The sequence below is a fragment of the Trinickia fusca genome (assembly GCF_003628145.1).
Lineage (GTDB): Bacteria > Pseudomonadota > Gammaproteobacteria > Burkholderiales > Burkholderiaceae > Trinickia > Trinickia fusca.
In genome coordinates this window covers 623,528-642,344 of sequence record NZ_RBZV01000002.1, presented here as the reverse complement: position 1 = coordinate 642,344, position 18,817 = coordinate 623,528, and the positions used below count along the sequence as shown (strand labels likewise).

General features: G+C 66.8%; 15 protein-coding genes. 8 read left to right on the top strand and 7 right to left on the bottom strand.

Features of this window, described 5'->3' with window-relative positions; genetic code table 11:
- Positions 1 to 46: 46 nt before the first annotated feature.
- Positions 47 to 874 carry a crotonase/enoyl-CoA hydratase family protein gene (locus D7S89_RS07630; protein WP_121277011.1) on the bottom strand — a complete coding sequence of 276 codons (828 nt, stop codon included), beginning with the start codon at positions 872 to 874 and terminating at the stop codon, positions 47 to 49.
- 172 nt (positions 875 to 1,046) lie between these two features.
- Between D7S89_RS07630 and D7S89_RS07625 the strand changes: the two genes are divergently transcribed.
- Together D7S89_RS07625 and D7S89_RS07620 are read left to right on the top strand one after the other, a co-directional pair.
- Entirely contained in the window at positions 1,047 to 1,535 is a 489-nt protein-coding gene (locus tag D7S89_RS07625; RefSeq protein WP_121277010.1) for a plasmid fertility inhibition factor family protein, read from the top strand.
- Positions 1,536 to 1,768: 233 nt separating this feature from the next.
- The gene (locus D7S89_RS07620; protein ID WP_121277354.1) at positions 1,769 to 2,986 is read left to right on the top strand and encodes a pyridoxal-phosphate-dependent aminotransferase family protein; all 1,218 of its coding nucleotides are present in this window, start codon (positions 1,769 to 1,771) and stop codon (positions 2,984 to 2,986) included.
- A 108-nt stretch (positions 2,987 to 3,094) separates the two neighbouring features.
- Here the strand turns inward: D7S89_RS07620 and D7S89_RS07615 are convergent, their stop codons facing one another.
- The 3 genes from D7S89_RS07615 to D7S89_RS07605 form a co-directional block, all read right to left on the bottom strand.
- On the bottom strand, positions 3,095 to 3,733 hold the full coding sequence (locus D7S89_RS07615) for a hypothetical protein (protein ID WP_121277009.1): 639 nt from the start codon (positions 3,731 to 3,733) through the stop codon (positions 3,095 to 3,097).
- A gap of 19 nt (positions 3,734 to 3,752) precedes the next feature.
- Complete coding sequence (locus D7S89_RS07610; protein WP_121277008.1) at positions 3,753 to 5,147, bottom strand: selenium-binding family protein; 1,395 nt, start codon at positions 5,145 to 5,147, stop codon at positions 3,753 to 3,755.
- Between the two features lie 314 nt (positions 5,148 to 5,461).
- Positions 5,462 to 6,679 (bottom strand): MFS transporter, encoded by a 1,218-nt coding sequence (locus D7S89_RS07605; RefSeq protein ID WP_121277007.1) that lies wholly within the window; start codon positions 6,677 to 6,679, stop codon positions 5,462 to 5,464.
- 378 nt (positions 6,680 to 7,057) lie between these two features.
- On the opposite strand from D7S89_RS07605, the gene xdhA reads away from it, so the two are divergent.
- The 6 genes from xdhA to D7S89_RS07575 all read left to right on the top strand — a co-directional run bounded on the left by xdhA (position 7,058) and on the right by D7S89_RS07575 (position 14,832).
- Positions 7,058 to 8,614, top strand: coding sequence for a xanthine dehydrogenase small subunit (xdhA, locus tag D7S89_RS07600; RefSeq protein WP_121277006.1), 1,557 nt, complete (start codon positions 7,058 to 7,060; stop codon positions 8,612 to 8,614).
- Positions 8,615 to 8,687: 73 nt separating this feature from the next.
- Positions 8,688 to 11,054 carry a xanthine dehydrogenase molybdopterin binding subunit gene (xdhB, locus tag D7S89_RS07595; protein ID WP_121277005.1) on the top strand — a complete coding sequence of 789 codons (2,367 nt, stop codon included), beginning with the start codon at positions 8,688 to 8,690 and terminating at the stop codon, positions 11,052 to 11,054.
- Positions 11,051 to 11,623 (top strand): xanthine dehydrogenase accessory protein XdhC, encoded by a 573-nt coding sequence (gene xdhC / locus D7S89_RS07590; RefSeq protein WP_121277004.1) that lies wholly within the window; start codon positions 11,051 to 11,053, stop codon positions 11,621 to 11,623. The genes xdhB and xdhC overlap by 4 nt, the downstream gene beginning before the upstream one ends.
- 113 nt (positions 11,624 to 11,736) lie before the next feature.
- Positions 11,737 to 13,128, top strand: a complete 1,392-nt coding sequence (locus D7S89_RS07585) for a TAXI family TRAP transporter solute-binding subunit (protein WP_121277003.1) — start codon at positions 11,737 to 11,739, stop codon at positions 13,126 to 13,128.
- A gap of 67 nt (positions 13,129 to 13,195) precedes the next feature.
- Positions 13,196 to 13,837 carry a 2-hydroxychromene-2-carboxylate isomerase gene (locus D7S89_RS07580; protein WP_121277002.1) on the top strand — a complete coding sequence of 214 codons (642 nt, stop codon included), beginning with the start codon at positions 13,196 to 13,198 and terminating at the stop codon, positions 13,835 to 13,837.
- A gap of 44 nt (positions 13,838 to 13,881) precedes the next feature.
- Positions 13,882 to 14,832, top strand: a complete 951-nt coding sequence (locus tag D7S89_RS07575; RefSeq protein ID WP_183085139.1) for a LysR family transcriptional regulator — start codon at positions 13,882 to 13,884, stop codon at positions 14,830 to 14,832.
- On the opposite strand, the gene D7S89_RS07570 is transcribed toward D7S89_RS07575, so the two are convergent.
- The 3 genes from D7S89_RS07570 to D7S89_RS07560 form a co-directional block, all read right to left on the bottom strand.
- Positions 14,826 to 15,854, bottom strand: coding sequence for a GlxA family transcriptional regulator (locus D7S89_RS07570; protein ID WP_183085119.1), 1,029 nt, complete (start codon positions 15,852 to 15,854; stop codon positions 14,826 to 14,828). The two genes, D7S89_RS07575 and D7S89_RS07570, sit on opposite strands and share 7 nt — an antisense overlap.
- Positions 15,855 to 16,073: 219 nt before the next feature.
- A complete protein-coding gene (locus D7S89_RS07565; RefSeq protein ID WP_121277352.1) occupies positions 16,074 to 16,544 on the bottom strand; it encodes a GDP-mannose mannosyl hydrolase in 471 nt (156 codons plus the stop codon).
- A 45-nt stretch (positions 16,545 to 16,589) separates the two neighbouring features.
- On the bottom strand, positions 16,590 to 18,632 hold the full coding sequence (locus tag D7S89_RS07560) for a hypothetical protein (RefSeq protein ID WP_245982750.1): 2,043 nt from the start codon (positions 18,630 to 18,632) through the stop codon (positions 16,590 to 16,592).
- Between the last annotated feature and the right edge of the window lie 185 nt (positions 18,633 to 18,817).

Sequence of the window (18,817 nt, the reverse complement as noted above, 5' to 3'; positions counted from 1 at the left end):
GTGAGGACGCAAGCCGCGCGAGCCTGGTGCCGTCTTTGATGGTGCGTCAGGATTCGCGCGGTGTCGGCGAGGTGATGGCCGAGCTCGCTGGCTCGCCGTGGCGTCCGGCGCCGGACGCAAAGCGCGCCGCGCCGGCCAGGCCTTCGTCGAACAACGCACGATAGCCGCCCGCGCCCTCGCGCGCGAGGGCCTGCGCGACATCGTCGAGCAGGCTGTTGTCGTAAGCCGAGCGGCGGTCGGCCAGCAGGGCTGCCTGCGGAAACGCCGCCAGCTGCGCCGCCAGCGCCTCGGCTTGCGCGCGCGCCTGGCCCTTGGGCACGACGCGGTTGGCCAGTCCCATCGCATAGGCTTCGTGCGCATCGACGGCACGGCCCGTCAAGATCAGATCGAGCGCACGCGAGAGCCCGATCAGTCGCGGCAAGCGAATCGTGCCGCCGTCGATCAGCGGTACGCCGAAGCGGCGGCAGAACACACCGAGGACGGCATCGTCCTCGACGATGCGCAAATCGCACATAGCCGCCAGTTCCAACCCGCCTGCCACCGCATGGCCGGCGATGGCCGCGATGACGGGCTTGGTGAGCAGCATGCGTGTGGGCCCCATGGGCCCCGGCCCAGTGCCGTCGGCCGTGACGGCATTGCGCCGCGTCTCGTCCTGCATCGCCGCCAGATCGGCACCCGCGCAGAACGTGCCGCCCGCGCCGAACAGGACGGCAGCGCGCCACGCAGGCTCTGCCTCGACACGCGCGAACGCGGCTTCCAGCGCGGCCGCCGTGGGCCCGTCGACGGCATTGCGGCAGTGCGCGCGTTCGAGCACGATCGTCGCCACGGCTGCCTGTGCTTCGATACGGACGTGTTCGCCAAAGCTCTCTGTCATAACAAATGTCCCCCTAGGCGCGAAAACAGCGCGACAATCGGATGTATGCGTTCTGCGTGTCACGAAACCGTCATGACGGAACGCTAGGCTACGCGGCTTTCCGGCTTCGTCGCCGCGGCGTTGCGCAAACGTTAAGCGCGGCGCTCGATGTTCTACCGATCATACGTACGTCATGCACTCGTCCGCATCGACCCATGCGGTTGCCCTCGCGCCCGCGGCCGGCTCCGAGCCGGTCTGGATCGTTCCCCTCCAAGGCCATCCTTACTACGACCACGTTCGCCTGAAGCGGGTGTTCGAGGACGATCAGTCACGCCATCGCGTCGTCGTCGTCGACGCGCACAAGCTGCTCGAATGCGCGGACCGTGACGACACCGACTACGTGCTGCCGCCCGTCGGCGACTGGCATAGCGGCAAGATACGCGGCATCCGCGAATTTCTCGACCCCGACAATGCGCGCATCCCGGCGATGCCCTACGTGACGATCCGCGCGCGCCACGCGCGCGGGCTGTTAGGGTTGCTCGGGCTCAAGCGCGAAGGCGTCGCGGCCTTTCGCAACGGGCAGCATCGGGCGCGTTATCTGGCCCATGCGGGCGCGACCGCGTTTCCGGTCGAGGTGCACGAGCGCGAGGCGGAGCTGCTGATGAGTTTGTGCGGCGCGTGACCGAGGTGCATGACTGAGGCGTGCGGGCGGCGAGGAGAAGCCCGCACGATGTGACGACGAGGCGCGCCGCATTCGACACCGCGCTCGGTCAAAAAGGCTTGCGTGACGCATACGAATGCAGCAATGATCGAGACTCCCGTCGCGATGTGGCCCTTGTAAGGCGCACGCGGCGCGGCATGCGCTGCCCGAGCGCGATTTCCTCCTTCAACACGCCGATCGCCAATGCCCCGACCATGTCCACATCCGTGACCTCGATTCCTTGCCCCGACGTCGTCTCGCTCGACGCCATCCTTCCCGAAGAGCCGCTGCTGATGATGGGCGCCGGCCCTGTGCCGATCCCGGCCGCCGTCGCCAAGGCGAACACGATCGTCATCAATCACCTCGGCGCGACGATGGCGAAGGTGATCGGGCAGGTCAAGGAGATGGCGCGCTATGTGTTTCAGACGCGCTCGAAATGGGTGCTCGGCGTCGCGGGCCCGGGCTCGGCCGCGATGGAGATGGCAATCTCGAACCTCGCCTGGTCGGGCACGCGCGTGCTCTCGATCAAGAACGGCTTCTTCAGTGCGCGCATGGCCGAGATGGCCCAGCGCTGCGGGGCCGACGTCGCCGTGCTGGAAGTGCCCGACGGTGCGGTCGCGAGCCTCGACGACGTGAGCGCGGCACTCGCGCGCGAGCGGCCGGAGATCGTCACGATCGTGCAAGGCGAGACCTCGAACACGGTCTGGAATCATCAGCTCAAGGACATCGCGGCGCTCGCGAAGGCGGCGGGCGCGCTCGTCGTCGTCGATGCCGTTTGTACGTTGAGCACGATGCCGCTCGAGATGGATGCGTGGGGCATCGACGCCGTCATCACCGGCGGGCAGAAGGGATTGTCCTCGATCCCGGGCGTGTCGCTGATCGCATTCTCGGACGCGGCCTGGCAGCGTGTGAAGACGCGCGAGCGCGTGGGCGCGCATTGGTGTCTCGATGCGTCGCTGGCCGAGAATTTCTGGCACAACGCGGGCTATCACTACACGGCGCCTGTCTCGGGCGTGCTCGCACTGCACGAGGCGCTGCGGCTCGTGTGCGCCGAAACGCTCGAGAAGCGCTTCGCACGCCATCTGAAGTGCTCGCTCGCCCTGCAAGCGGGCATCTCGGCGCTGGGCCTGGCGCTGTATGCGCCCGAGCCATGCCGGCTGAACTCGGTCGTCGGGATCCAAATGCCCGACGGCTTCAGCCCCAACGATGTGTGCGGCCATATCTCACGCCACCATCAGGTCGAGATTTCGGGCTCGTTCGGTCTGCCGATCGTGCGCATCGGACAGATGGGCGAGCAATGCCGCGAACACAACCTGTTCCGCACGCTGCACGCACTGGGCCGCACGATGGTCGACCTCGGGGTGGGCGTCGACTTGCCGGCCGGCGTGGCCGCGCTCGAACAGTCGTTGTCGGGGAGCGCGCGCGCTCGTTGATCAGGGTGGGCGGCGGCTCGTGCCTGACCGCCGCGCGTGTCGATTACCGAGGGTCACCCGAGGATCACCCGAGGATCACCCGAGGATCACCCGAGGGTCACCCGAGGGTCACCCGAGCACCAGCAACACGACGCCAGTCAGGACGAGCGCGCCCGACCAAAGCCAGTCGAAGTTGATCCAGCCTCGGCGCAGGATGCCGAGGCCCAGATACTCGTAGGCCGCCACCGCGATCGCCGTGCTGGTCAGCGAGGCGACGACGGTGTGCACGAGCGTCGCCTGCACGGCAGGGATCATCGAGCCGGTGAGCGTGGGCGCGCCGGGACTGCACAGCGGCATCAGCGCGGGAATCAGCATGAGGCCCGCGCCATGCAGCGTGGCCGTGGCCGCCGACCAGAGCGCGAGACCGAGAAAGCCCGCCGTCATGCCGACCTGCACGCGGTGCCGATGGCCGTACAGATGGTGATAGAGCGCCCAGCCGATCAGCAGGGCGCCCATCACGAGCCGCAGATCGCCGGCCTTGGCGACGATACCGAACGCGAGCGCCGACGACGTGACGACGAACACCGACGCCGCGTGGCCGAGCGCAAGCGGCGGCAACGCCATGAACAGCGCGAGGCGGTTGCCGCGCTGCAAGCCGAGCGCGGTTGCGAAGAGCCAGCCCATCGCCGGATTGATGCCGTGAAATACGCCGCTGCCGAAGATGGCGGCCCAGCTCGTGGCGGCGTTCGTGGTGAGGGACAGGCTCATGAGGCGCGCGGCGTGCCGGTCACGGGTAGCAGTAGGAGTCGGACGACGCGTCGCCGCCTTCCAGACGGATCTGGTGCGGACGATGCGTCTTCGGCCACTCGAGATAAAACTCGGGATCGAACGCGAGGCCGCTCGACGCGCCCGCATCGAGCTTGACCATCCAGCCGTTGATGCCGTCCGGATAGAACTGGTCGTCGATCGCGCCGTACAGCGAGTTCGTGAAGTAGACGCGGCTGCCGTCGCGGCTCACCTCGACCATCTGCGGACCGCCGTTCAGCGGCGCGCCGCCGGCCGCCGGATGGCTGGCGCGCGAAGCGATGCCGCCGACGCGCACCGAACCGACGAGCTCGGGCCGATGCGGATCGGACACGTCGTAGCGGCGCATTTCGCCGGTGCCCCAGCAGGCGACGTAAAGGAAGCGGTCGTCGAGCGATAGCGCGATGTCGGTCACGAGCGGCGGCACGGCGCCGAAGCCCTTGAGGAATGGCGGCAGCAGCGCGGGATCGGCCGGCTCGGCGGGGATCTCGATGACCTTGCGCGCGGCCCACTTGTCGCCGTCGCGATACCAGGTCCAGATCGAGGCCGATAGGTCCTTGAGGCTGATGACCGAGTTGACGAAGCCGTGCGCCTTGGTCGGGTCGTGCGCGGGGCGCAGTTCGAAGACGAGCTGATTCTCTTCACCGAAGTCGATCGTCTGCTTGTGCTTGCGCGTATTGAGGTCCCAGAAATGCAGGCGGTGGCCGTATTTGCCGCCGAGCAGCACTTCGGGCACCAGGCCATTTTCGAACGTCGCGGGCAGGCCCCATTCGCTCGAGACGAGCGTGTCGTAGCCCAGATGCCACCAGGCATCGTAGGCGAGCTCCTGCGGGCCGCGATCGATTTCCCATCGGCCGCGGATATCGAACGTGTCGTGGTCCATCAGGAAGATGCCGCCCGGCGCTTCGCCCTGGGCATTCGCGAGCGAAACGACGTAGATGCCTTGCGGGCCGCAATGGATGGTGTGCGGACGCGTATAGCCCGATTTTTTCGCCACTTCATCCGGTTCGAGCACGCGCACGATGCTGGGACGGCGCGGGTCGGGTTTCGTATCGAGAATGTGAATGCGCGAGGAGCGCAAACCGGGCACGACGAGATAACGGCGTTCCGAATGCGGGTGCGGCGCGTTGGGGCACAGGTGTGAGCTGCACGCATTCCAGCCGAAATGATGCAATTCGTCGCCCTTATTGGGCATGGGAATGCGATTGAGGATGGTGCCGTAGTCGGGCGAACCGGGATTGACGTCCACTACAGCCAGCTCGTCGGGCATTTGCCGCGTCGGATCGAACGTCGCGACATAAGCAAGCGTTTCCTTCGGCGCGTCGGCGGCCAGGCGCGCAGAGGGATAAAACGTCGGATCAGGTTGCCATGACGACATATATGCCTCTTCCTTTTTTATAGGGCGGGAAAGGCGACTATCGTAAGAGCCAATGGTGCGGAAAATCAAGGAGTCGATCGAGATTAACTCGCTAAATCGACCGGGTGGAAAGTTCTGTCGCCCTTGATCCTATTAGTATTGGTAGGTTATTGTGGGTTGTATATAAAATTTACCGATAAGCTAATTGGGTTTTTTGATTATCAAAAATTCAAATGGCATCGGCCGCATCCATGCGTCATATCTAAATATTGAAAGACAGCACGATGCGGCCGGCCGGCGGCGCACAGCCAAGCAAGACTCAGGAATGCACGCAGTCAGCGCTGGGTGGCAGCCCGAGCCACGCGCGCGTGCCGCAGATACAGCGTGGCCGACAGTGCCGCGGCCGCAGCGGCGGCCAGCGCCGCCACAAAAAACACCGACGCATAGCCGAATGCGCCCGCTACATAGCCCGCAAGGGGCCCCATCACGCCGAGCGACAGGTCGAAGAACACCGAGTACGCCGACAGCGCCGCACCACGGCTCGCCGGCGGCACGAGTTCGACGGCTTCGACCCCGAGCGACGGAAACACCAGCGCGAAGCCGCAGCCGGTCAGGGCTGCACCCGCGAGCGCCGCGTGCGGCGACTGCGCCAGCCACAGCAACAGCAGGCCCGCGCATTCGAACGACAGCGACACGACGGCCACGCGAAACCCGCCATAGGTGTTGATCGCATTGGCGAACAACAGCCGTGCGCCGACGAACAGCGCGCCGAACAGCGTCAGCGCGAGTGCGGCGTTCGACCAGCCGCGCGCCGTGTAGTAGAGCGCAATGAACGTGGCGATCGAACCGAAGCCGGCTGCGCCGAGTGCGAGCCCAACACCGTGCGGCAACACGCGCAGGAACACGCTCGCATAGCCCATGCGCTCGCCATGCACGAGCGGCACGGACGCGATACGGGACGCGAGCAGGTAGCCGAGCGCGGCCAGCGCCAGCGTGACGAGGCCGAGCGCCCAGACGCCGAACGCGTGGGTCAGCGCGGCTCCGGCCGGTGCGCCGACCGCGAGCGCGCTATAAGTTGCGATGCCGTTCCACGAGATGACGCGCGCGTTGTACGCGGGGCCGACACGTCCGATGCCCCACAGGATGGCGCCGGTGCCGACGAAGCTCTCGCCGAAACCAAGCGTGAGCCGTGCCAGCACGAGCAGCGCCAGGCTCGGCAAGGGCCACGCTGCACATGCCGTGGCGGCCAGCAGCAGCGCGCCGCTGGCGCCGCACGCGCAAAGGCCGATCATCACGGTGCGCTTGGGCCCCAGCGTGTCGGCGCAGCGCCCGGCATGCGGGCGCGAGGCCAGCGTGGCGACGTATTGCACGCTGATCGCGGCGCCGGCGAGCACGGAGCCGAAGCGCAGTGCGCCGTGCACGAAGCCAGGCAGCACAGGCAACGGAATGCCGATGACGAGATAGCAGATGAACGTGAAGAAGACGACGGCGACGATGCGCGCGGTCACGGCGCGGTCGGAGGGAGCGGTAACGGCGGTGGAAACGGCAGACATGAATCGCGAAACGGGCGAGCGGTGGAAAACGGTGCGGCGTCGGGACACAAAGGCTGCAACAGCCCCTTGTGCCCCAAGGTGATGTGAGCGCGCCGACGCTAGGGCGAGCGCAGGCTCGCATGGGCGCGCAAAGTCGTCATTGTCACATGGAACCGGTTTTTGTGCGTCGCGGCAAAGCAGATTGGCCGTCCGCTGGCCAGGGGGATATCGGCGCACGGATATGCTGCCCATGTGGCTGTGCCTATGGGTTGCCCAATTTGGCGATGTTAATTTTGAGACATCGCTGCCGGATCTGCACACTCGCTGCGCGCCCGGCTTGCACGGTGCGCCCCCCGCTGCCGGGTGCCGCCCCCGAGAACCACTATTCGATTCGAGACAATGAGCCAGCCGATCCGTTTCTATCACCGCCAGGCGATTCGCGAAGTCAGCAATGTGCCTGTGACCCGCACGGTCCTTCAGTATCTGCGCGAAGACGCGCATTGCACCGGCACCAAGGAAGGCTGCGCCGAAGGCGATTGCGGGGCCTGCACGGTCGTGGTAGGCGAGCGCGACGAGGCGGGCCGGGTGAACTTCAAGGCGGTAAACGCCTGCATCCAGTTTCTGCCGACGCTCGACGGCAAGGCGCTGGTCACGGTCGAGGACCTGCGTCAAAGCGACGGTTCGCTGCATCCGGTGCAGGAGGCGATGGTCGAGTGCCACGGCTCGCAGTGCGGCTTCTGCACGCCGGGTTTCGTGATGTCGATGTGGGCGCTGTACCGCAAGCACGGCTATGAGGGTGGCGACGCGCGAGGCGGCAGTTGCACCGGTGGCCCCGAGCACTCACTGAACGAGCCGCCCGTTCCGACGCGCGAAGCCATCGCTGATGCGCTGACAGGCAATCTGTGCCGCTGCACCGGCTATCGGCCGATTCTCGACGCGGCGCAGCGCATGTTCGAGCTGCCGCGTCCGCAAGCAGCCGTCGACGTCGAGGCGCTCTCACGCGCGCTCGCCTCGATCGCGCGCGACGAGACGTTCCATTACGAGCATGCGGGCCAGTCGTTCGATGCGCCGCGCACGCTCGATGCGCTGGCGGCGCTCAAGGAGGCGCGCCCGGCCGCGCGACTGCTCGCCGGCAGCACCGACGTCGGGCTGTGGGTCACGAAGCAGATGCGCGCGCTCGGCGACATCGTCTACGTGGGGCAGGTCGCGCAGCTGCAGCGCATCGACGTGACGGACGGTTGGCTCGAGATCGGTGCGGGGGTGACCGTCGAGCACGCCTATGCGGAGCTGGCGCGGCACTATCCCGAGTTGACGGAGATGTGGAAGCGCTTCGCGTCGCTGCCGATCCGCAACGCCGGCACGCTCGGCGGCAACATCGCGAACGGTTCGCCGATCGGCGATTCGATGCCGGGCCTCATCGCGCTCGGTGCGCGCGTCGTGCTGCGCGGCGGACAGACCGAACGCGAGTTGCCGCTGGAGGACCTGTACCTCGCTTATCAGAAGAAAGACATGGCCGAGCACGAGTTCGTCGCGGCCGTGAAGGTGCCCACGCGCACGGGTGCGCGCGCCAATCTGCGGTTTCGCACCTACAAGCTGGCGAAGCGCTTCGACTCGGACATCTCGGCCGTGTGCGCGGCGTTTGCGTTCGAGGCGGACGGCGAGGTGATCCGCGCGCCGCGCATTGCATTCGGCGGCATGGCCGCCACGCCCAAGCGCGCGACGCATGTGGAGGGCGTGCTGCTTGATGCGCACTGGCACGAAGCGACGGCGCAGGCGGCCATGCTCGCGCTCGCGAAAGACTACGCGCCGCTGTCCGACATGCGCGCGACGAGCGAGTACCGGCTGCAAACCGCGCAAAACCTGCTGTACCGCTTCTGGCTCGAAACGCGCACAGCCGACCCGCTGCCGCCGGAAGCCGTCAACGTTCGCTCGGTCGCGCTCGATACGCCCGCCTGAAGCCGAGGACGAAGCCGAAACCGGCCTTGCCACGCCAGTCACCAGAACCGTCAAACCGAACTCCGTACGCGACATGAATCAGCAAGCCGAACCGTTTCTGACCGAAGCGCGCGAGCGCAGCAGCTTCAAGCAAGTGCACGTTTCGCGCCCGCACGAATCCGCCCATCTGCACGTGAGCGGGCGGGCCACCTACACCGACGACATTCCGCTGGTAGCCGGCACGCTGCATGCCGCGCTCGGGTTGTCGTCGAAAGCGCACGCGAAGATCGTTTCGATGAATCTCGATGCCGTGCGCGCGACGCCCGGTGTCGTGGCCGTATTCACGGCCGAGGACGTGCCCGGCGTCAACGAGTGTGGTCCGATCATTCACGACGACCCGATCCTCGCGGACGGCCTCGTGCAGTTCGTCGGCCAGCCGATCTTTCTCGTCGTGGCGACGTCGCACGACACGGCGCGTCTTGCTGCGCGGCGCGCGCAGATCGATTACGAGGAATTGCCTGCCGTGCTGACCGCGCAGGCAGCCCGTGCGGCGCAGCAGTTCGTGCTGCCGCCGATGAAGCTCGCGCGCGGCGACGCGTCGGGCGCCATCGCGCACGCGCCGCATCGTGCTGCGGGCGAGCTCACGCTGGGTGGGCAGGAGCAGTTCTATCTCGAGGGGCAGATCGCCTACGCGGTGCCGAAGGACGACGACGGCATGCACGTGTGGTGTTCAACACAGCACCCGACCGAGATGCAGCATCACGTCGCGCACGTGCTCGGCTTGGCGTCGCACAACGTCGTCGTCGAATGCCGGCGCATGGGCGGCGGCTTCGGCGGCAAGGAATCGCAATCGGCCCTGTTCGCGTGCTGCGCGGCGCTGGCCGCGTGGAAGCTGCTGTGCCCCGTGAAGCTGCGCCCCGACCGCGACGACGACATGATGATCACGGGCAAGCGGCACGACTTCCACTACGCGTACGAGGTCGGCTATGCCGACGATGGCACGATCGAAGGCGTGTCGGTCGACATGACTTCGCGCTGCGGCTTCTCGGCCGATCTGTCCGGCCCGGTCATGACGCGCGCCGTCTGCCACTTCGACAACGCCTACTGGTTGCCCGACGTCTCGATCGAAGGCTATTGCGGCAAGACCAACACGCAGTCGAATACCGCGTTTCGCGGCTTCGGCGGGCCGCAGGGCGCGTTCGCGATCGAGTACATCGTCGACAACGTCGCGCGCGCGCTCAAGCTCGATCCGCTCGACGTGCGCCGCCGCAATCTGTACGGCAAGCGCGAGCGCAACGTGACGCCGTATGGCCAGCCCATCGAGGACAACGTCATTCACGAGCTCATCGACGAGCTCGAGCAAACGAGCGACTACCGCCGCCGTCGCGCGGCCGTGCGCGAGTTCAACGCGCGCAACGCGGTGTTGAAGAAGGGCATTGCGCTGACGCCCGTGAAGTTCGGCATTGCGTTCAACGTGACGCACTTCAATCAGGCCGGCGCGCTCGTGCACATCTACACGGACGGCTCGGTACTCGTGAACCATGGCGGCACCGAAATGGGTCAGGGGCTCAATACGAAGGTCGCGCAGGTGGTCGCGCATGAGCTCGGTATCCGCTTCGAGCGCGTGCGCGTGACGGCGACCGACACGAGCAAGGTCGCCAATACGTCGGCGACCGCGGCGTCGACGGGTTCGGACCTGAACGGCAAGGCCGCACAGGATGCGGCGCGGCAACTGCGCGACCGGCTCGCGCGTTTCGTGGCGACGCGCTTCGCGATGGACGAGTCGCGCGCACCCGACGTGGTGTTTGCCGACGACGGCGTGTCGATCGGCGACGTCCATCTCCCGTTCGCCGAAGTCGTCGCGAAGGCGTATCTGGCGCGCGTGCAGCTGTGGTCAGACGGGTTCTACGCGACGCCGAAGCTGCATTGGGATCAGGCCAAGCTGCAGGGGCGGCCGTTCTACTACTACTCGTACGGCGCGGCGGTGTCGGAAGTCGTCGTCGATACGCTCACGGGCGAGATGCGCGTGCTGCGCGCCGACGTGCTGCACGACGTGGGGGCATCGCTGAATCCCGCGCTCGACATCGGTCAGGTCGAAGGCGGTTTCATCCAGGGTATGGGGTGGCTCACGACCGAGGAACTGTGGTGGAAGGGCGATGGCAAGCTGATGACGCATGCGCCGTCGACGTACAAGATTCCGACCGTCAACGATTGCCCGCCCGATCTGCGCGTGCGGCTGTTCGAGAACCGCAACGCCGAGGACAGCATTCACCGCTCGAAGGCCGTCGGCGAGCCGCCGCTGCTGTTGCCGTTCTCGGTGTTCTTCGCGATTCGCGATGCGGTGGCCAGCGTGGGCGAGTATGAAGTCAATCCCCAGCTCAATGCGCCCGCGACCGCCGAGGAGATCCTGAAGGCCGTCCATGCGGTGCGCACGGCGCGTATGGCAGGGCAGCCGTCATGAGCGTGCTCGCCGATCGCGCCAGCACGGGACGCTCGCCGCGCTCGCAAGCGCAAGCGCATGTGCCCGAGGACGCGCCGCTGCACGTCGTGCTCTTCGGCGCGGGCCACGTCGGGCATGCGCTGATCGCATTGCTCGGACAGATGCCGTGCGTCGTTCAATGGGTCGACGAGCGCGACGAGTGCTTTCCCGACGAGGTGCCCGCGAACGTGCAGATCGAGGCGACCGACACGCTCGATGCGATCGTCGATACTGCCCCGGCCGGCGCGTATTTTCTGGTGATGACGCACAACCACGCGCTCGATTTTTCGCTCGCGCTGCGGATCATGCGGCGGCGCGACTTCACGTACTTCGGCATGATCGGCTCGAAGACCAAGCGCGTGAAGTTCGAGCGTCGTCTCGTCGAGCGCGGCATCGAGGCCGCGCGGTTGACGCAGATGGTCTGCCCGATCGGCGTGCCGGGCATCGTCGACAAGGCGCCGGCATCGATCGCCGTAGCCGTCTGCGCGCAGTTGATGCAAGTGCGCACGTGCGTCAGGGCAGGGGGCGCCGCCGCCAGGACCTGTTATTAGTTATTAGTCTGAACAGGCCCTGGCTGCCGAACTAGCGCTCGCTGTCGCGCGATTCGTGTACCATCGCCAGCGACTCCCCACTCGCGATGCCGGCATGACCGGCTCATGTGCCGATGAATCCGCTCAAGGACCGCCGCGGCCCCCCGCGGCTCGTCGCTCGCTTCGTTGCGATTTCGTGGCGCGACCTCGCGCTCTCGTTCGGCCCGATTCTGCTGTTTCTGGCCGCGGCGCTCTGGCTCGCGGTGCGTCTGATCCAGCCCGCGCCGCCCAACACGCTCACGATTTCGGCGGGCCCGCCCGACAGCTCGTTCTGGAACGCCGCGCAGCGCTACAAGCCGATCCTCGCACGCGATGGCATCAAGCTCATCGTGCTGCCTTCGCAGGGCTCGCTCGAGAACCTTCAGCGGCTCGCCGATCCGGCTTCGCACGTCGACATCGCCTTCGTGCAGAGCGGCATGCGGGAGATCGCGCAAGATGCATTGCCGGCCAAGGAGGCCAAGCATCTGGTCTCGCTCGGCAGCGTTTCGTACATGCCGCTCGCCGTGTTCTACGTGGGCCCGCGGCGCGAGCGCCTGTCGCAGTTCGCCGGCGGCCGGCTGGCGATCGGCCCCGAGGGCAGCGGCACGCGCGCGCTGGCGTTGGCGCTGCTCAAGGCCAACGGCATCGAGCCCGGCGGCACGACGCAGCTGCTGCCCTTGATGGGCGAGGACGCGGCCAAGGCGCTCGTCGAGCATCGCATCGACGCGACGTTCCTGTCCGGCGATTCGGCCAAGCCGCCCGTCATGGCGAAGCTCGCGCATTCGCCGAAGGTCGAGTTGTTCTCGTTCACGCAGGCCGATGCCTACGTGCGGCGCTTTCGCTATTTGAACGAGATCTCATACCCGGAGGGCATGATCGATCTCGGCAAGAATCTGCCGCCCGAGAACGCGCGCACGGTGGCGCCGACGGCCGACCTCATCGCGCGCGATTCGCTGCATCCGGCGCTGTCCGATCTGCTCATCGAAGCCGCACGCGAGGTGCATGGCGGCGCCACCTGGTTACAGGCGGCGGGCCAGTTCCCGGCACCGATCGTCCACGACTTTCCGATCAGCGACGATGCGGCGCGTTATTACAAGTCGGGCAAGACCTTCCTGTACCGCGTGTTGCCGTTCTGGGTCGCGAGCCTGGCCGATCGCCTGCTCGTCATCGTCGTGCCGATCCTCGTGGTGCTGATCCCGAGCCTGCGGCTCGTGCCGTCGGTGTACGCGTGGCGTGTGAAGTCGCGCATCTACCGCTGGTACGGCGCGTTGATCGCGATCGAGCGCGGCGCGTTCAACGAAACGTCGGAGGCGGAGCGGGCCGCGCTCGTCGAGCGGCTCGATGAGATCGAAACGTCCGTCAATCGCATGAAGATGCCACTCGCCTACGCCGATCAGTTTTATGTGCTGCGCGAGCACATAGGCTTTGTGCGCGAACGCCTCATGCACGGATATCACCACGCCCACGAGGCGCCGTCCGACGCGTAAGATTCGACTTGGATGGGGGCGCTGCGCGAGGCGATCGCCTGCCCCCTGAGACGCAACGGAGCGCCCCATGACTCAAGCGATCGATGCGGCCACGCCGCTATGGTTCTACGATTTCGTCTCGCCGTTCTCCTACCTGCTGCTAGAGCAACACGAGAGCTGGCCCGGCATGCCGTTCACGTTCATGCCCATCTCCGTCTACGCGCTGCATGAGCATTGGGGCCAGCGCCCAGCAGGCGAAGTGCCGCAAAAGCGTGTCTTCACCTACCGGCATGCTTTGTTTCGGGCCGAGCAGCTCGGCATTCCCTTCAAGATGCCGCCGTCGCATCCGTTCGATTCGACGAAGCCGCTGCTGCTCGCCGCGGCCATCGAGGCGGACTGGCATACGGTCTGCGCAATCTTTCGCTTCATCTGGCGTGACGGGCGCGATCCGTCGACGCCCGACGGCTTTGCCGATCTGTGCCGGCAGCTCCACGTTCCGCATGGCGAGCGGTTGATCGAGCACCCGGATACCCACGCACGCCTGCAGCGCAATATCGACGACGCGATCGCGCTCGGCGTCTTCGGCGTGCCGACGTTCCGGTTGAACCGTCAACTGTTCTGGGGCGAGGATGCGCTGCCGATGGTGCTGTATTGCGCACGCTCGCCGGGCTGGCTCGAGTCGCCGGAGGTCAAGCGCATCAGCGCGTTGCCGGGCGGGCTCGTATCGTGACGCAGCGCGATCCGCCATGCGCCGCACTGCCGTCCGACGACGAGATCGAAAAGACCGGTGGCCTCGACATCTGGCTCGTGCGCGTGCTGCGCACCCTGCTGACCGAGCGCAGCGTCACGCAGACGGCGCTGCGACTGAACCAGACGCAACCGGCCATCAGCACCGCGCTGCGCAAGCTGCGCGAGCTGCTGGGCGACCCGATCCTCGTACGCGGCAAGTCGGGCATGGTGCCGACCGAGTTCGGCGCCTCGTTGCTGGGCCCCGCACAACGCGCACTGCGCGACGTCGATTTCGTGGCGACGCCGCACGGCGAATTCGATCCGGCCGGCGCGCGACGCACGTTTCGAATCGCCGCGCCCGACTATCTGAACGATTTCTTCATGCCCACGCTGGTCGCGCAGTTTCGCGCGGCCGCGCCGCATGCGCGGCTCGAGATCGATTCGCTCAATCCCTCGCTCGATCATGCGGCCGCGCTCGATGCGGGCGAGGTCGACCTCGTGCTCGGCAACTGGCCCAAGCCCGAGCCGCGCTTTGCACGCAGTGATCTGTTCCTCGACACGGTCGTCTGCCTGATGCGCGCCGATCATCCGCTCGCGCATGAGCCGCTCACGCGCGAGCAATACATGGCCTGCGCGCACCTGGCGCCGACGCCGTACAGCGGCGCCAAGCGCAATGCGATCGAGCTCGGCCTCGCGCGTGCCGGTATCGCCCGGCGCGTCGTCACGACGTTGCCGTATTTCGGGCTCGTGCCGCAGGTGCTGCTGCAGTCGGATCTGATCTTTACGACCACGCGTCGCTTCGCGACACACTATGCGAGCTTCATGCCGCTGGCCGTGCGCGAGGCACCGATTCCGTTTCCGCGCATCAAGTGCTATCAGTTGTGGCATCCGCAGCCCGATCGGCCTGGCGACGTGGCGTGGCTGCGCGAGCTCGTCGGCGGCGTATCCGTGCTGCTGACCGCGCGCGGCAGCAAGCGCCCGGTCAACGCTCAGTGACGGCTTTGCGCGCGGCGTCGTTCGGTGGTCCGGTATTCGGTCGGCGAAACTGATAGCCGCTTGCGGAAGATCTTGGCGAGCCCGTCGCCGCTGCCCACGCCGCAGCGGCGCGCGATTTTGTCGACGGGCAGATCGGTCGCGACGAGCAGCAGGCAGCTCGCATCGAGCCGCGCGCGCAACAGATATTCCGAAGGGGTGAGTCCCATCTGCGATTTGAAGCGACGCAGGAAGCTGCGCTCGCTCATGGCAGCGACTTCCGCGGCCTTCGCGACCGAGATGGGCTGCCCATAGTTCTCGCGGATCCAGCGTGCCGCAGCGTTGATCTTCTCGCGCGCCCCCCCTTCGTCGAGTTCGCCGAGCACGGCGCCGAGTCGCCGCCACGCGCCCGGCATCGAGCGCTCGGAGATTTCGCGCGCGACCTCGGGGCCGCGTTCGCGCTTGACGATCGAGAGGGCGGCCGCGATCGGGCCGAGCGGATCGTCGAGGGCCGGCGGCTGATCGATCAGCGGCGCCGCGCGGGCGCTAGCGCCTACGACGAGCGGCACGTTGGGCGCTTGCGGCGAGCCCGCCGGCTCGCCGACATACGCGCCGACCGCGTGAGCCGTTGCGAGGATCGCGAAGCCTTCGCCGATCGCCTTGACGACGCGCGTCCTTTGCATCACCTCGTGCAGGCGGTGCAAAAACTCGCCATCGTCCTTGAGGCGCGCGGCGCCGGGGCCGCCCGCGATGAACAGCACGTCGAAGCCCATCGACGCATACGCTTGCAGCGGCTCAGACCATACGCGCATCGAACCGTTGCTCGCGATGCTGCCCCCCGTACTCGAGACGACGATCAGCGAGTACGGCTCGTGCGCTTCGCGCGGCCCTGCGTGTTCCACGTCGGAGGCAGGCTGGAGCGGATCTTGCTGCGCGACCGAGCGTTCGATTTCGATTTCGTCGGCAAGCCGAAACACTTCCGCAACTGAACTTACCTCGATCAGAGAGAACGCGTCGAAGATCAGGATAGCGATGCGTTTAGCCATGTATGCCGGATTCGCCCGAAGGCATGAAGCATTCGATGGGCGGACGCTGCGCCGGCCATGACGCCGCGCGAGCGGAGCGCCGCGCAGCACTCGATGCGACGCATCATATGCGGCTCGGGGATGAGTACCGCGCCATTCGTCGCAAAGACGCGAGATCTTGGCAGATGTCTTCGATACTCGGCAGTTCGTTCGGCTCATTTGGGGCGCTTTCGTCAGGCCTCAGGGTTGCTGCGCTCTGTCGAAATAGGCTTTCGTAAACGCATGCACGTCCTCGCGCAGGCGTAGTTCGTCGGGCAGCAGCCAGGCGTAGCGATGATGCTGAGCAAAGCGCGTGAGCGGCGTATCGCCGGCAATCGCGAGTGCGTAGGCCAGCACGATGTAGTGCGTCGAGATGCCGGGTGCCGCCGCGAAGTTTTCGTCGGCGTAGTGATGCTCGAATACGCCGACGAAACGCGCATCGCCGCGCACGGCGTGTGCGATGCCGAGCTCGTCCTCGACGGTGCGTGCGAAGGCCGCGTCGAGCGATTCGTCCTTACGAATGCGTCCGCCCGGCACGAACCAGGAGCCGCGCGCGGGGGCGTGGCGCCGTTCACCGACGAGCACACGGCCGTGCTCGTCCGATGCGATCAGATCGATCGAGATCAATGGGGTGAGACGGACGGCTTCGAGGAACTCGGCGTCGGTCAGCAAAGCGGGCGTCTTGGCGTGTTCCATGGTTTTCGGTGCCTCGCTACGTCAGTGTGCGACGTACCCTAGAGGTGGGGTGACGTTGGCCTTGATGACGGCGGCGTTGGTGGAGACGACGTAAAGGGGCGACTCGGTGAGGGTGAGCGCGACCTGTCCGTCGGCGTAAGGGACGGAAGAGGCGTTGCCCATGGCATCGAGAAGCATGACGCTGCCGGAGGAGCCAGGGGCATCGACCTGCAGGCTGTAGGGCACGCTGTAGGAGGCGCTGAAGCCGGAGGAGGCGCTCCAGTTGGCGTTATTGTGGGTCCACAGGGCGGTGACGACCTTGCCGCCGTTCAGGCGCTGGAAGGCGTAGCCGTAGACGCCGGCGGGCACGTTGTTCAGATAGCCGAGGGTGGAGGTGCCGTCGACGATGCGGGTCATGGCGGCGACGGCCATGGCGGCGGGCTTGGGGCTGATGTTGCTGGCGCCGTAGGCGCCCTGGGCGTCGTTCAGGTCGAAGAACAGGCCGTATCCGGGTGGGGAGTCGGGCGTGTCGGAGGAGTAGAAGAGGTAGCTCATATCGGCGCCTTCGCCGAGCAGGATCAGATGGGTGCGGGCGATGACGGCGGCATGGGCGAACAGGACGTTCTGGGTCGGATAGTTGGGGCCATAGGCGGTGCCGTTGTCGTAGCTGATGCCGGTCTCGGTGACGAACAGGCGTGCACCGGGCTTCAGGTATTGGGACATGGCGGCGCGCAGCTCGCGCATCGAGGCGGGCAGGGCGTTGGCGGCGGTGGCCGGATCGGGGTCGGTCGCCAGACGCTCGGGCGGGTGCGACGGCGAAGTGCCCGCGTCGTAGTAGCCGTGAATCGACAGACCGTCCAGATACTGGCCAATGCCGAGCGGTGCGAGGCGCGTGAGCCATTGCGTGTTCGTGCGCACCATCGAATCGGTGACGCCCATCACGACCGCGTTCGGGTCGGTCGAGTGCAGGCCCGTATAGGCGGCCTGATACATCGCGACGAGGTTGGCATCGGTGTCGAGCCATTGCGTCGGGCCACCGGCATCCGGCTCCCAGGTGATCTGATAGTAGTTGTTCGACTGCGACGCGAAGTAGGCCGCGCGGATTTGCGCCGAGTCGGTGCCGACGCGGCTCGCGTAATTCTGGAAGGCCGATTCGGAAGTCGGCGCATACGCGTGCGTCTGAGCGCCGGTCGGGCTGGCCCAGCCGGGGATGCCGTCGAGCTGAATGAGCCGCATGATGTCGCCGGCCTGGAAGTAGGGCGCCAGCGTGTTCGTGCCCGGCACGAAGGTGTTCGGGCCGTTCGGTTCCTCGACGTACCAGTTGCGGTTGTCGTTGGCCCACGACAGGCCGAGGTCGGGATAGAGCGGACGATAGCCGTCGCCGCTGCAGCACGTTTGCCCCGGCTTCAGATAGTCGGTGCCCTGGCCGCCGAAGCGGTGCTGGTCCTCGTGGGCGTACGAGACGGCCGGCAGCACGGCCGACACGTCGGGCCGCACGCCGAAGGTGGCGATGCCGTTCGGACGCGTGCCGCGCGACTGCAGCTGTCCGCTTGCGCTGGCGAGCGTGGCCGACACGGCGAAGTAGCCGGCCAGCGTCGACGAGCAGCTCAACGTGACTGTGCTGGCCCCGCCTTGCACCGTGAAGCGGCCGCTCGCCCGGACGTTGTTCCAGTTGTCGAGCACCTGCCACACGAGCGTGTCCTGTTGCGTGGCGCGCGTCGTGAACGCGATCTGGAACGGGCTGCCGAGCCCGAACGTGCGCGTGCCGTCGCTGCCCGGCGTATCGGCTTCGATGAGGTCGCCGGTCGCGGAAGCCGCGCTGACAGGGGCCGAGGGCGAGCCGCAAGTGAGCCCCTGAGCGCCGGCCGCGACGACTGGTGCGGGACTGCCCGCATTGCCCTGGCTGCCCGGGGCGCTTCCCAGCGCCGACTGTGCAGTCGGGTCGGCTGCGCTACCACCACCCCCTCCTCCGCAGGCTGCCAAGACGACGAGTGCGGCGCCTGCCGCCGTGTGCGCGACGCAGCGGGTAGCGCCGCGCGCGAGTGCCCCGATCGAGGGGCCGTTCAATAGCGAAAAGGCGTTCATGTTCCGTTCTGGTTGTCGCAAACGCGCCCGCGCGCAGCAAAAGGTCAAGGCGCGGCGCCGCACATCGCGACGACGGCGATGCACGTTTGTCGCCCACGGGCGACGGGTCAACAGGGAATGGCGCGCAGGCTTCGACTGCGGCAACGGGAGCACGTCCTCCTGCTTGCGCAGGGGAAAGGCATCGT